At 71.2% G+C, this 12,312-nt stretch carries 14 protein-coding genes; 11 read left to right on the forward strand and 3 right to left on the reverse strand.

The annotated features are described in order from the left end of the window. Window position 1 precedes the first annotated feature (1 nt). Genes Q9R08_RS06050 through Q9R08_RS06060 form a run of 3 tightly spaced genes read left to right on the forward strand, consistent with a single transcriptional unit; the run spans window position 2 to window position 2,910 of the window. On the forward strand, window positions 2-766 hold the full coding sequence (locus Q9R08_RS06050) for a lysophospholipid acyltransferase family protein (protein ID WP_308866983.1): 765 nt from the start codon (window positions 2-4) through the stop codon (window positions 764-766). Then, entirely contained in the window at window positions 756-1,892 is a 1,137-nt protein-coding gene (locus tag Q9R08_RS06055; protein WP_308866984.1) for an NAD(P)H-dependent glycerol-3-phosphate dehydrogenase, read from the forward strand. The genes Q9R08_RS06050 and Q9R08_RS06055 overlap by 11 nt, the downstream gene beginning before the upstream one ends. Next, entirely contained in the window at window positions 1,792-2,910 is a 1,119-nt protein-coding gene (locus Q9R08_RS06060; RefSeq protein WP_308866985.1) for a D-alanine--D-alanine ligase family protein, read from the forward strand. Before Q9R08_RS06055 ends, Q9R08_RS06060 begins: the two co-directional genes overlap by 101 nt. 42 nt (window positions 2,911-2,952) lie before the next feature. Here Q9R08_RS06060 and Q9R08_RS06065 read toward each other — a convergent pair whose 3' ends face one another. Further along, a complete protein-coding gene (locus tag Q9R08_RS06065; RefSeq protein ID WP_308866986.1) occupies window positions 2,953-3,450 on the reverse strand; it encodes a DUF3515 family protein in 498 nt (165 codons plus the stop codon). Window positions 3,451-3,506: 56 nt separating this feature from the next. Here Q9R08_RS06065 and thiL point away from each other — a divergent pair, with 56 nt between their 5' ends. Both thiL and Q9R08_RS06075 read left to right on the forward strand, forming a co-directional pair. Continuing rightward, window positions 3,507-4,502 carry a thiamine-phosphate kinase gene (thiL, locus tag Q9R08_RS06070; protein ID WP_308866987.1) on the forward strand — a complete coding sequence of 332 codons (996 nt, stop codon included), beginning with the start codon at window positions 3,507-3,509 and terminating at the stop codon, window positions 4,500-4,502. Window positions 4,503-4,537: 35 nt separating this feature from the next. Next, entirely contained in the window at window positions 4,538-5,908 is a 1,371-nt protein-coding gene (locus Q9R08_RS06075; protein ID WP_308866988.1) for a serine hydrolase domain-containing protein, read from the forward strand. On the opposite strand, the gene rsmD is transcribed toward Q9R08_RS06075, so the two are convergent. After that, on the reverse strand, window positions 5,866-6,429 hold the full coding sequence (gene rsmD, locus Q9R08_RS06080; RefSeq protein WP_308866989.1) for a 16S rRNA (guanine(966)-N(2))-methyltransferase RsmD: 564 nt from the start codon (window positions 6,427-6,429) through the stop codon (window positions 5,866-5,868). The genes Q9R08_RS06075 and rsmD overlap by 43 nt on opposite strands. Further along, window positions 6,426-7,013: a 1-acyl-sn-glycerol-3-phosphate acyltransferase gene (locus Q9R08_RS06085; protein ID WP_308866990.1), complete on the reverse strand. Its 588-nt coding sequence runs from the start codon at window positions 7,011-7,013 to the stop codon at window positions 6,426-6,428. The genes rsmD and Q9R08_RS06085 overlap by 4 nt, the downstream gene beginning before the upstream one ends. A gap of 70 nt (window positions 7,014-7,083) precedes the next feature. Here Q9R08_RS06085 and Q9R08_RS06090 point away from each other — a divergent pair, with 70 nt between their 5' ends. The 6 genes from Q9R08_RS06090 (at window position 7,084) to mutM (ending at window position 12,293) form a co-directional block, all read left to right on the forward strand. After that, complete coding sequence (locus tag Q9R08_RS06090) at window positions 7,084-9,246, forward strand: ATP-dependent DNA helicase RecG (protein WP_308866991.1); 2,163 nt, start codon at window positions 7,084-7,086, stop codon at window positions 9,244-9,246. 41 nt (window positions 9,247-9,287) lie between these two features. Continuing rightward, complete coding sequence (gene coaD / locus Q9R08_RS06095; RefSeq protein ID WP_308866992.1) at window positions 9,288-9,785, forward strand: pantetheine-phosphate adenylyltransferase; 498 nt, start codon at window positions 9,288-9,290, stop codon at window positions 9,783-9,785. Window positions 9,786-9,925: 140 nt separating this feature from the next. Then, window positions 9,926-10,408 (forward strand): YceD family protein, encoded by a 483-nt coding sequence (locus Q9R08_RS06100; protein WP_418001334.1) that lies wholly within the window; start codon window positions 9,926-9,928, stop codon window positions 10,406-10,408. 32 nt (window positions 10,409-10,440) lie between these two features. Further along, a complete protein-coding gene (rpmF, locus tag Q9R08_RS06105; RefSeq protein ID WP_163617368.1) occupies window positions 10,441-10,650 on the forward strand; it encodes a 50S ribosomal protein L32 in 210 nt (69 codons plus the stop codon). Window positions 10,651-10,666: 16 nt separating this feature from the next. Beyond that, the gene (gene rnc / locus Q9R08_RS06110; RefSeq protein WP_308866993.1) at window positions 10,667-11,368 is read left to right on the forward strand and encodes a ribonuclease III; all 702 of its coding nucleotides are present in this window, start codon (window positions 10,667-10,669) and stop codon (window positions 11,366-11,368) included. Next, window positions 11,361-12,293, forward strand: coding sequence for a bifunctional DNA-formamidopyrimidine glycosylase/DNA-(apurinic or apyrimidinic site) lyase (mutM, locus tag Q9R08_RS06115; RefSeq protein ID WP_308866994.1), 933 nt, complete (start codon window positions 11,361-11,363; stop codon window positions 12,291-12,293). Before rnc ends, mutM begins: the two co-directional genes overlap by 8 nt. The last annotated feature ends 19 nt before the right edge of the window (window positions 12,294-12,312 follow it).

Below are 12,312 nucleotides of genomic sequence, written 5' to 3' on the forward strand. Positions count from 1 at the left end.
GGTGGCGACCGATCGTCGGCGCGCATCGGCCGAGAAGACCCGCCCGAGCGTCTTCTGGCCGCTGGCGGCCATCGTCGTGCCCCTGCTGAGCCTGATCTTCAAGGTCGAGGTCGAAGGAGCCGATAAGCTCCCGCGCGACGGCGCCTACGTGCTTGCGCCGAACCACGTCAGCGAGATCGACCCGCTCGTCGTCGCCCTCGCGGTGTGGCGCATCGGCCGGGCCCCCCGGTTCATGGCCAAGGAGAGCCTGTTCCGCGTGCCGGTGCTCGGCGCCGTCCTGCGGGCCACCGGGATGGTGCCGGTCGCCCGCGCCACGTCGGCCGCCTCGGCCCGCGCGACGCTCGAGGCCTCGGAGACGCTCGTCAAGCACGGTCGCGGCGTGATCGTCTACCCGGAGGGATCGCTCACGCGCGAGCCTGATCTGTGGCCCATGCGCGGCAAGACGGGGGCGGTGCGCCTCGCCCTGGCCGGCGGCATCCCCGTCATCCCGATGGCGCACTGGGGCGCCCAGCAGGTGCTTCCCCGCTACGGCAAGCTCAAGCTGTGGCCGCTGCGCCGCCGCGTGCGCGTGATCGTCGGCGAACCCGTGGACCTGTCGGCCTACGCCGGGCGTGCGTCGTCGCAGAGCGCCCTCGTCGAGGCGACCGACGCCGTGATGGCCGACATCGCCGGGCTGCTCTCGCAGCTGCGCGGCGAGCCGGCGCCGCCGGAGCGCTGGAACCCGGCCGACCACGGCCAGAAGGAGACGGGGCGCCTTGAGCCGTAGGCAGGATGCCGCACGCCCGCGCGTCGCCGTCGTCGGCGCGGGCAGCTGGGGCACGACATTCGGCAAGATCCTGGCCGACGGCGGCGCGCACGTGACGATGTGGGCACGCCGCCCCGAGCTCGCGAGCGAGATCCAGGAGGGCAAGCGCAACAGCGAGTACCTCCCCGGCATCAACCTGCCCCGCGACATGCACGCCACGCACCACCTCTCCGAGGCGCTCGAGGGTGCCGAGCAGATCTACCTGTCGATCCCCAGTCAGGCGGTGCGACAGAACCTCAAGGCCGTCCGGCCGTTGATCGCCCAGAGCGACGCACCCATCGTGTCGCTGATGAAGGGCGTCGAGCGACGCACGGGCCTGCGCATGAGCCAGGTGATCGAGCAGGAGCTGCACTGCGATCCCGCGCGCATCGCGGTCGCATCGGGACCGAACCTCGCCCTCGAGATCGCACGTGAGCAGCCGACGGCGGCCGTCATCTCGTCGACCAGCCAGGAGACGGCCGAGGCCGTCGCCCGCCGTGCCCGCAACCAGTACTTCCGCACCTTCGTGAACACCGACGTCATCGGCACCGAGTTCGGCGGCGTGCTCAAGAACCTCATCGCGGTGGCCATCGGCATCGTCGACGGCGTCGGCTACGGCGAGAACACGAAGGCGTCGATCATCACGCGGGGCCTCGTCGAGATGACCGACTTCGCGGTGGCTTTCGGAGCGCAGCACGAGACGCTGCAGGGCCTTGCCGGCCTCGGCGACCTCATCGCGACGTGTCAGTCGCCGCTCAGCCGCAACAACACCGCCGGACGCCTGCTGGGTCAGGGCTACCGCTTCGACGACGTCGTCAAGCAGATGAACCAGACCGCCGAGGGACTCGCCTCGGTCGCGCCCATCCTGCAGCTGGCGCGCGATGTGGGCGTGCAGATGCCCATCGTCGAGCAGGTCAAGATGGTGCTCGACGGCACCATGAATCCGCGCGACATCGCGCCGCATCTCACGACAGACGATGACACCCCCCAGGGCGAGAGGACGACGAATGGACAAGCCGGCGGTGGCGGTGCTCTTTGGCGGTCGATCCAGCGAGCACTCGATCAGTTCCGCAACGGCGGGCGGGGTGCTCCGGGCGATCGACCGTGACAGCTACCGCGTGATCCCCATCGGGATCACGCGCGAGGGGGTCTTCGTCCTCGAGGAGGACGACCCCGACAAGTTCGCGCTCGACGCCGACCGGCTCCCCGAGGTCGTCGACAACGGCACGCGGGTGGTGTGGCCCGAGGGCGGCGCCGACCGCACGCTGCGGGTCCGGCGCGCCGACGGCGCGCTGGACGAGCTCGGCCGCCTCGACGTCGTGCTTCCTATCCTTCACGGCCTCCACGGCGAAGACGGCACGGTCCAGGGCTTCTTCGACACGCTCGGCATCCCGTACGCCGGCGGGGGTGTGCTCGACTCCGCGCTCTGCATGGACAAGCACTTCATGAAGATCGTGCTCGCCGCGGCCGGCGTGCCGGTGTCGCCGTCGATCACGGTCACCCGTGCCCGCTGGGAGAGCGATCCGGAAGGCGTGCGGGCCGATGCCGCGCCCCTCGGCGAGCCGACCTTCGTGAAGCCCGCCCGCGCCGGCTCGAGCGTGGGCGTCTCGAAGGTGCACGATGCGTCCGAGCTCGACGGCGCACTCGCGATCGCGTTCGCCGAGGACGACAAGGTGCTCATCGAATCGGCGATCGTCGGCCGCGAGGTCGAGGTGGCGATCCTGGAGGGACGCCGCGGTGGCGCCCCGCGGGCGTCTCTGCCCGGCGAGATCGTGCTCACGACCCGCGAGTTCTACGACTTCGAGGGCAAATACCTCGGCGGCGACGGCGCCGAGGTGGTCTGCCCCGCTGATCTCACGGACAGCGAGATCGCCGCGATCCAGGAGCTCGGCATCCGCGCGTTCCAGGCTGTCGACGGCAAGGGACTGGCGCGTGTGGACTTCTTCCTCACGGCGGACGGCCTCTACGTCAACGAGCTCAACACGATGCCCGGCTTCACGCCGATCTCGATGTTCCCCAAGTGCTGGATCGCGTCGGGCATGTCGTACCCGCAGCTGATCACGGAGCTGATCGACACGGCGCTCGAGCGCACGACGGGCGCGACGGTCGAAGCGGCCGCACGCTGAGTCCGCCGGCTCGGCGAGCGTCCGCTTGTCGGGCCTCGGTGGTCAGGGTGCCGGCGTCGCCTCGGCGCGGTCGAGGCATTCGCCGTCGACCGGCAGCACACTCACGATCGGCGACAGAGCGTCGAGGACGTCGCGGCTCGACGCGCCGTTCCCGTCCTCGTCGGCGGTGGTGTCGAGGTAGATCTCGACGGCAGGGGTGCGGCCGAACGTCGTGATCCGGAAGCGCGGCGCATCGGAGTCGTCCACGATCCAGTCCACGCCGGCGACGCTCTGGCAGCGGAGGGTGGTCGGCCCCGGCGGCTCGACCCCGCACGTCAGCAGGACCCTCGTCGGCTCGCCCCATGCGCCGGTCGCCTGAGCGTCCGTCCAGCGACGCGGCTGCCCGCTCAGCGTGTCGGGAAGGTTGGACGTGATCTCAGCGCACTGGGGATCGTTCGCGGCCTCGGCCGGATCGAGGTCGACGGTCGACGTGCAGCCGGCGAGTCCCAGCACGGCGACCGCGGCGAGGCCGAACGCAGCCAGTGGGGGAAGAACGCGCACGCTCCAGGCTAACCCGGCGGGACGGCCGCCCTCGCCGCCGGCGGTAGCGTGGTGATGTGGACGACGAGCGCGGGGATCCGACGGTGGGCGAGCTCAGCGAGGGGCGGATCCTCCGGCGGATCCTCGAACGCCTGGGCGAGTCCAACGCACTCGTCGGCCCGGGCGACGACGCCGCCGTGATCGCCGCGGCCGACGGTCGCGTGGTCGCCACCGTCGACACGCTCGTCCACGGGCCCGACTTCCGCCTCGCCTGGTCGAGCGCGTACGACCTCGGCTACAAGGCGGCCGCGGTCAACCTCGCCGACATCGCCGCGATGGGGGCGACGCCGACCGCTCTGCTGGTGGCGCTCGCGATGCCCGACGAGACGCGGCTGTCGTTCGTCACGGGAATCGCCGACGGCCTCCGCGCGGCGTGCCGCGACCTGGCCCCCGGCTGCCGCGTCGAGGGCGGCGACCTCACCGTGTCGGACACGCTCACGATCGCGGTGACGGCGCTCGGGGCGTTGGCCGGACGGGCGCCGGTGCTCCGCTCCGGCGCACAGGTCGGCGACGTCGTGGCGGTGGCAGGCGAACTGGGTCGCGCGGCGCGGGGCCTGCGCACGCTCTTCACCCGCTTCACGGATGCCGCGGGTGCTCCGATCGCCGTGGACGAGCGCGTCCTCGAGTCCACCGAGCTGACCGACCTCGCGGCGCAGCTGCGGCCGTCACCTCCCGTCTGGCTGGGCCCCGACGCTGCGGATGCGGGCGCGACGGCGATGATGGACGTGTCCGACGGGCTCGTGCTGGATGCCACGCGTCTGGCGTCGGCATCCGGAGTCACCCTCTCGCTGGAGTCGGCGCTGCTGGGCGCCGATCCCGCATCGGCATTGTCCGGCGGAGAGGATCACGCGCTCCTGGCGACCTTCCCCGCTCGCCGCCCGCTGCCGCACGGGTTCGTGCGGGTGGGGGTCGTCCAGCCGCGGGGCGCGGACGCTGTGATGGTAGACGGCCGGCCGTACGAGGGCCGAGGCGGCTGGGACCCCTATCTCGACTGGGACGCCCGAACGGGGTGATGTGCGCTGTCGCAGCCGGGCGCTACCGTGACACGGTGACCGATCTGCTTCCGCGCTCGACCCCCGAATCGCAGTCCGTGCCCTCGGCGGCGATCTCCCGCCTCATCGCCGCGCTCGACGGCATCGACCACGTCCACACGTTGACGGTCCTGCGACACGGCCACGTCATCGCCGAGGCCACTTGGGCGCCGTACGACCGCGATCTGCCGACGGCGATGTACTCCGTGAGCAAGAGCTTCACCTCGATCGCGGTCGGTCTCGCGATCGAGGAGGGCAGGTTCGCGATCGACGACCGCGTCGTCGACCTCATCCCGGATGCCGCTCCCGACGACCCCTCCGACCGGCTGGCCGCGCTGCGCGTGCGGCACCTGCTGACGATGACGACCGGTCATGCCGCCGAGCCGCCGCTCGACGACCGCGATTGGGCCCGCACCGCCCTGTCCGCCGACTTGGCGTACGAGCCGGGGACGCACTGGCTCTACAACACGCCCGCCACCTACCTGCTGTCGCAGATCATCCAGGCCCGCACCGGCGAGCGGCTGCTCGATTTCCTGCGCCCGCGGCTGTTCGATCCGCTCGGCTTCCGCAACCCCTGGTGGCTGCAGAGCCCGAACGGCGTCGATGCGGGCGGGTTCGGGCTGTCGATCCGGCCGGAGGAGCTGGCCGCTTTCGGCCAGCTGCTGCTGCAGCGCGGAGAATGGCAGGGGAGGCGGCTCGTCCCCGCGGCATGGATCGACCAGGCCACGGCCCAGCAGGTGGCGAACGAATCCGACAATGCGGACTCTCGCCAGGGCTACGGCTTCCAGTTCTGGCGCTGCCGGCACGGCGCCTACCGTGGCGACGGCGCCTTCGGCCAGTACGTGATCGTGATCCCGGATGCCGACGCGGTCGTCGCCATCACGGGAGGCCTGCCCGACATGCAGGCGACCCTCGATGCAGTCTGGGACGAGCTGCTGCCGGCTTTCGACACGGAGGACGCCGGGCCGCGCCGTGCCGCCCCCACGCCGATTCCCGCTCCGGGCGGCGACCTGCGCGACGGAGAGGTCCGCCATCGCTACGACGGTCCGGTGCGCGAGCTGCGGATCGCCCGCGGCGTCATCGAGATCGACGGCCGTGAACTGCGGTGCGTCCCCGGCACGTGGTCGGTGGCGACGTTCGCCGGTGATGCTGCGACGGGACGAGAGTGGTACGGCGACCAGGTGGCGGTCGCCGGAGGGTGGCACGACGACGTGTTCGTCGCGGAGCTGCGCATCCTGAGCGACGCGCCGACGTTCCGGCTCGAGCTGCAGTCGAGCGGACGGCTCCGCATCACGCGCGATGTGGGGTTCGACGGCTCGGAGGTCTGGGAGGGCGCGCCGGCGACTCAGTCCGCGACCGCGGCCCACCACAGCGCGGTGTCGCCGTAGCGCTTCGAGCGGCCGACGGCGAGGTGGTCGGGCAGGGTCGGCTGGGGTGAGCGCGCAGCGCGTTCGATGACGACATCCGCTCCCGCTGACAGGACCGGCACGAGCAGGGCGAGCGTCGACGAGAGCTCGGCCTCGCTCACGTCGTAGGGCGGATCCAGGAACACGAGGTCGAACGGGCCGTGCGCGGTCCGCAGAAACGCGTCGGCCGAGCTGCGGTGCACGCGCACCGCGGCTCCCGCGCCCACGGCCTTCGCCACCCGGGCCGCGTTGCGCTGTGCGACGGTCGCCGCCCGGGGCGACTTCTCGACGAGGTCGGCGGATGCCGCGCCGCGGCTGAGAGCTTCGAGCCCGAGGGCGCCGGATCCGGCGTAGAGGTCGAGCACGGCAGCGCCGCGCAGCGCGTCCGCGGACTCGAGCGCCCCGAACAGGGACTCGCGCACCCGATCGCTGGTCGGCCGGGTGCCGGCGTCCGGCACATCGAGCACGAGGGAGCCGGCGCGGCCCGCGATGATGCGCGTCATCCCCTCACGATATCTCCGGCATCCTCTTCCCTGAGGCGGGGCACGGTGCGCAGTTCGGGGCGGAGGCCCGACTTGTCGGCGTAGAACGCCCGGATCACATCCATATCGCCGCGCACGTCGCCGGTGAGCTCGATGGTGGGGCCGAGGCCCGTCGTCATCGTGGTGCGGTCGACGTAGCCGAGGGTGACGGGCAGCTGCGCCTCGCGGGCGATGCGATAGAAGCCGGACTTCCAATAGGAGCCCGAGCCACGGGTGCCCTCCGGCGTGACGACGAGGCCGAACACCTCGCCCGCGCGGATGCGTGCCACCACGTCGCCCACCACCCGTGAGGGATCCGCCCGGTCGACGGGGATGCCGCCGAGGCCGCGCATGAGCGGGCCCTTCCACCCGCGGAAGAGGCTCGCCTTGCCGAGCCAGCGCACCGGCATGCCGAGCCGCCACGCGATGCCGAGCATGAGGACGAAGTCCCAGTTCGAGGTGTGCGGCGCCCCCAGCAGGACGGTGGGGCGGTCAGGCGCCGGCTCGGTGGACAGCGTCCAGCGACTGCAGGCCCAGTAGACACGGGAGAGGAGTCGTCGGAGCATCTCGCCACCTTAGGATCCGCCGCTGTGGTTCGGCCGACAGTGGGTCCGTGGCGGCTCCTAGACTCGTCTCATGGCGTCCTTCACCCTCGACTCGAGCCTTGGTGGCGCGGTCGGCGGCAAGACGGCGGCGGCGCTGGAGCGCGCATTCGGCATGACGACGGTCGGCGACCTGCTGGTCCACTATCCGCGCCGATACGCGCGCCGCGGTGAGCTGACGCAGATCTCCTCGCTGCCGGTGGGCGAGCCGGTGACGATCGTGGCCGAGGTCAGGCGCGTCAACGAGCGGCGGATGAAGAACCGCAACGGATCGCTCCTCGAGGTCGTGATCAGCGATGGCAACGGCGAGCTGTCGCTGACGTTCTTCAACCAGGCGTGGCGCGTCAAGGATCTCCGGCCCGGGCGGCGCGGCATCTTCGCGGGCAAGGTGGGGGAGTACCGCGGTGCGAAGCAGCTCGCGCACCCCGACTACGAGCTCTTCGACGACGAGGAGCAGGCCCGCCTCACGGCCGAGGCCAACATCAACCTCCCGATCCCGATCTACCCCGCCACCAGCACCGTCGCCAGCTGGCAGCTGCAGAAGATCGTCGACCTCGTCCTCGACGGGCTGGGCGACGTGCCGGAGCCGCTCACCGACGAGCTGCGCGCCCGCCACGGGCTGCTCGACGCCCGGACCGCGATCGAGCGCATCCATCGCCCCAAGGCGCTCGAGGAGATCGAGCCGGCGCGGGAGACGCTGCGCATGCAGGAGGCCTTCGTCCTGCAGGTGGCGCTGCTGCAGCAGCGTCAGTTCGTGCGGGCGCTGTCGGCGACTCGTCGGGTGCCGGGTGCGCTCCTAGAGCGGTTCGATGAGGCGCTGCCGTTCCCGCGGACACCCGACCAGGTGAGCGTCGGGGACGACGTGGCGCGCGACCTCCAAGGAGACTGGCCGATGAACCGGCTGGTGCAGGGCGAGGTCGGCTCCGGCAAGACGCTCGTCGCGCTCCGCGCGATGCTTCAGGTGGCCGAGGACGGCGGCCAGTCGGCGCTCATCGCCCCCACCGAGGTGCTGGCCGCCCAGCACGTCCGCTCCATCGCGCGGATGCTGGGGCCGCAGCTCGCGCCCGAGCTCATGCCGACGCTCCTCACCGGGCAGCTTCCCGCGGCCGAGCGACGCAAGGCCGCGCTGCGCGCGGCGTCGGGACAAGCGCGCATCGTGGTGGGAACGCACGCCCTCCTCAGCGAGAGCACCACGTTCGCCGACCTCGGTCTCGTGGTGGTGGACGAACAGCATCGGTTCGGTGTCGAGCAGCGCGAGTCGCTGCGTGCGAAGGGCTCGTCGCCGCACGCCCTCGTGCTGACTGCGACGCCCATCCCGCGCACGGTGGCCATGACCGTGTTCGGGGACCTCGACGTCTCCACGATCCGCACGATGCCCGCCGGTCGCGCCGGGATCGAGACCTTCGTCGCTCCGCTCGCGGAGCGACCCGGCTGGTTCGGGCGCGTGTGGGAGCGCATCGCCGAGGAGGTCGGCCAAGGGCGCCAGGCGTTCGTCGTGTGCGCCGCCATCGATGCCGAGGCGCTCACAAAGGACGACACGGCGGATGAGCCGCCGGGCGACACCGAAGGCGAGACCAGCCGCACCCGCTGGGGCGTCGTGCAGGTCGCCGACCTGCTGTCTCGGCATCCGTCGTTCTCCGAGATCCGGGTCGAGAAGCTGCACGGCAAGATGCCCTCCGACGAGAAGGATGCCGTGATGCAGGCGTTCGCTCGCGGTGACATCGACGTGCTCGTGGCGACGACGGTGGTCGAGGTCGGCGTGGATGTGCCGAACGCCTCGACGATGGCGATCCTCGAGGCCGACAGGTTCGGCGTCTCGCAGCTGCACCAGCTGCGCGGGCGCGTGGGCCGCGGCGGGGTGCCCGGCCTGTGCCTGCTGGTCACCGAGGCGCCGGCCGGCACGCCCGCACGCGAGCGCGTCGAAGCCGTCGCCTCGACGCTCGACGGCTTCGCGCTGGCCGAGGTCGACCTCGAGCTGCGCGGCGAGGGCGATGTGCTCGGCGACGCGCAGTCCGGCGCGCGGTCGTCGCTGCGACTGCTGCGCGTCGTGAAGGATGCCGACATCATCTCCGAGGCGCGGGTCGCCGCCGAGCAGGTGCTCGCCGATGATCCGGCCCTGCAGCGGCACCCCGGTCTCGCGGCCGCCCTGGAACGCAATGTCGGCATGGCCGAGCGCGCTGCGCTCGCGAAGAACTGACGCGGCCGGCCGTCCCGGCGCCGCCCAGTAGGCTGGTCCGCATGAGCAGCCGGATCGCCGTCGTCCCGGGATCGTTCGATCCGCCGACCCTCGGTCATCTCGACGTGATCCGTCGCGCCGCGTCGCTGTACGACCAGCTCCACGTGCTCGTCGTGCACAACCCCGGCAAAGAGGCGATGCTGCCGATCGCGCAGCGTCAGGCGCTCCTGGAGCAGTCCATCGCCGAGAGCGACATCGACGGCGACGTCGTCGTCGCCTCGTGGAGTATGGGACTGCTCGTCGACTACGCGACGGATGTCGGTGCGAGCGTCCTCGTGAAGGGCATCCGCTCGCAGGTCGATGTGGCGTACGAGACGCCGATGGCGATCGTGAACCGCCACCTCGCGCATGTCGAGACGGTGTTCCTGCTCCCCGACCCCGCGCACGCGCTCGTCTCGAGCTCGCTGGTGCGCCAGGTGGCCGCGCTCGGCGGCGACGTCTCGCCGTACGTGCCGTCGGCGGTGGCGCGGTTCCTCGACACCGGCGCACGGGGCATCTGACCACAGGCCTTCTGAGCGCGCGGTATCCGGCCACGGGGCATCTCACCAGGAACCGCCGCTAGGCTGGAGGGGTGGTCAGAAAGCATGTGACGGGTCCGTTCGTCCTCCCGATCCGCGACATCATCCACCGCTCGGGCGAGATGCGCGAGCACACCATCGAAGTTCCGGCGCCCGGCAAGTGGGGCGAAGGACTGGTGGCCGTCGCCGAGGGCGAGCCCGTCGTCGTCGACGTCCGTCTCGAGTCGGTGCACGAGGGCATTCTCGCCTCCGGAGAGATCGACACCGAGTACACCGGCATCTGCAGCCGGTGCCTCATCGACATCGGCGAGGGGCTCAAAGTCGAGTTTCAGGAGCTTTTCGCGTATCCTGGGGAGGAAGAAACTGACTTCGAGGTTCAAGACGACCACGTGGATCTTGAAACTCTGGTCAGGGAAGCGGTCGTCCTGTCGCTTCCGTTTCAGCCGGTGTGCCAGCCGGATTGCCCCGGCCTAGATCCGGTCACGGGCGAGCGACTGGCCGACGACGCCGGATCGCAGCAGAGCGAGCCTCTCGATCCACGATGGGCCGCGCTCCAGGACTTCACCACGACCAACGACGACGATTCACCGCGCTCCCGCGGCTGACACGCCATCGAGAACACAGAAGAGAGCTAGCCATGGCAGGCAACCCCCCGAAGCGGAAGGTCTCCCGTTCCAACACGCGCTCGCGTCGCGCGCAGTGGAAGGCGGCGCCCATCACGCTGACCACCACGATCGAGAACGGCAAGAAGGTCTACAGCCGTCCGCACCAGGCGAAGGTCGTCACCGACTCGCAGGGCACCGAGCTGTTCCTCGAGTACAAGGGCCGCAAGGTCGCCGACGTCTGACCGTCCTGCACTTGACGTGACAGACGTCGCTGCCGAGCGGACCGCTCACGCAGACCTCACGCAGAAGCTCGGAGTCGTCATCGACCCCGAGCTTCTGTCGCTGGCGCTCACGCACCGGTCCTGGGCGTACGAGAACGGACAGGTGCCGAACAACGAGCGACTGGAGTTCCTCGGCGACTCCGTGCTGGGCCTCGCCGTCACCGTGCGACTGTTCACCGGTCACCCCGATCTCGAAGAGGGCGCTCTGGCGAAGCGCCGTGCCGGCGTGGTGTCGACGGTGGCCCTCGCGGAGATCGCGCGCGGCATCGGCCTGGGCGAGCACCTCATGCTGGGGCGGGGCGAGATCCTCACTGGCGGTCGCGACAAGGACTCGATCCTCGCCGACACCATGGAGGCCATCTTCGGCGCCGCCTACCTGTCGGCAGGATCGGATGCCGCGACCGGCCTCGTGCTGCGGCTCGTCGAGCCGCTGCTCGCCGACCCCGAGCGCTATGGCGCGGCGATGGACCCCAAGACGGCACTGCAGGAGCTCGCCGCGCACAGCGGACTGCAGCCCCCGGTCTATGCCGTGACCTCGACCGGCCCCGACCATGACCGGCGCTTCACCGCTGCCGTCACCGTCGGCGACCTCATCGCCGAGGGCGGCGGGACGAGCAAGAAGCACGCCGAGATGGCCGCGGCGCTCACCGCGTGGCGCGAGCTCAGCGGGCGTGCCTGAGCTTCCCGAGGTCGAGGTCGTCCGTGCCGGCCTCGCACCCGCGGTCACCGGCGCCCTGGTGCTCGGAGCCACCGTGCTCGACGAGCGCGCGCTGACCCGGCACACCGGAGACGGCGCCGAGTTCGAAGCCCGCCTCACCGGACGAGTCGTGCTCTCCGCCGCGCGGCGCGGCAAGTTCCTGTGGCTGCCGCTGCAGCCGGCGACGGACGGAACCGCCGCGACGGACGCCGTCGTGGGGCATCTCGGCATGAGCGGTCAGATGCTGCTGCGGGCTCCCGGCGCGCCGATGGAGCGGCACGAGCGCGTGCGCATCGACCTGGCGCACCCCGTCCACGGCGAGCTCTCCGTCGTCTTCGCAGATCAGCGGACGTTCGGATCGCTGGCGATCGACGATCTGATCCCCACTGCGGACGCCGCAGCGGGCGGACAGGGGTGGGCCGAGGCATCCGTTCCCGCCCAGGTCGCCCACATCGCGCGGGACCCGCTGGATCCGGCGTTCTCCGACGGGGCCTTCCGTCGCACCCTCGACCGCAAGGACTCGGCGATCAAGCGCGTGCTGCTCGATCAGACGGTCGTGAGCGGCGTCGGCAACATCTACGCCGACGAGTCGCTGTGGGCTGCCCGCATCCATCCCGAGACGCCGGCGCGGGCACTGTCCACGCGCGCGGTGAAACGGCTTCTCGCGGAAGTGCGACACGTGCTCGAGAAGGCGCTGGCCGAGGGCGGCACCAGCTTCGACGCGCAGTACGTGAACGTCAACGGCCAAGCCGGCTACTTCGCGCACTCCCTGAACGCGTACGGCCGCACCGGAGAACCCTGTCCCCGATGCGGCCGTCCGATCGTGCGCGTGTCGTTCACGAATCGCTCGAGTCACTTCTGCCCGCACTGCCAGCGGATGCCGCGCTCCCTCCCTGTGACGCGCTGACGGCGTCCGAAGGGCGCGG

The sequence above is a fragment of the Microbacterium psychrotolerans genome, assembly GCF_031085295.1.
In the GTDB taxonomy this organism is placed as follows: domain Bacteria; phylum Actinomycetota; class Actinomycetes; order Actinomycetales; family Microbacteriaceae; genus Microbacterium; species Microbacterium psychrotolerans.

What these genes read in the sequence shown, in the direction of transcription:
- Q9R08_RS06060 (WP_308866985.1), top strand. Translation starts at nt 1,792, where the DNA reads ATGGACAAGCCGGCGGTGGCGGTGCTCTTTGGCGGTCGATCCAGCGAG.
- rsmD (WP_308866989.1), bottom strand. Translation starts at nt 6,429, where the DNA reads ATGACGCGCATCATCGCGGGCCGCGCCGGCTCCCTCGTGCTCGATGTG.
- Q9R08_RS06085 (WP_308866990.1), bottom strand. Translation starts at nt 7,013, where the DNA reads ATGCTCCGACGACTCCTCTCCCGTGTCTACTGGGCCTGCAGTCGCTGG.
- Q9R08_RS06090 (WP_308866991.1), top strand. Translation starts at nt 7,084, where the DNA reads ATGGCGTCCTTCACCCTCGACTCGAGCCTTGGTGGCGCGGTCGGCGGC.
- coaD (WP_308866992.1), top strand. Translation starts at nt 9,288, where the DNA reads ATGAGCAGCCGGATCGCCGTCGTCCCGGGATCGTTCGATCCGCCGACC.
- Q9R08_RS06100 (WP_418001334.1), top strand. Translation starts at nt 9,926, where the DNA reads ATGCGCGAGCACACCATCGAAGTTCCGGCGCCCGGCAAGTGGGGCGAA.
- rpmF (WP_163617368.1), top strand. Translation starts at nt 10,441, where the DNA reads ATGGCAGGCAACCCCCCGAAGCGGAAGGTCTCCCGTTCCAACACGCGC.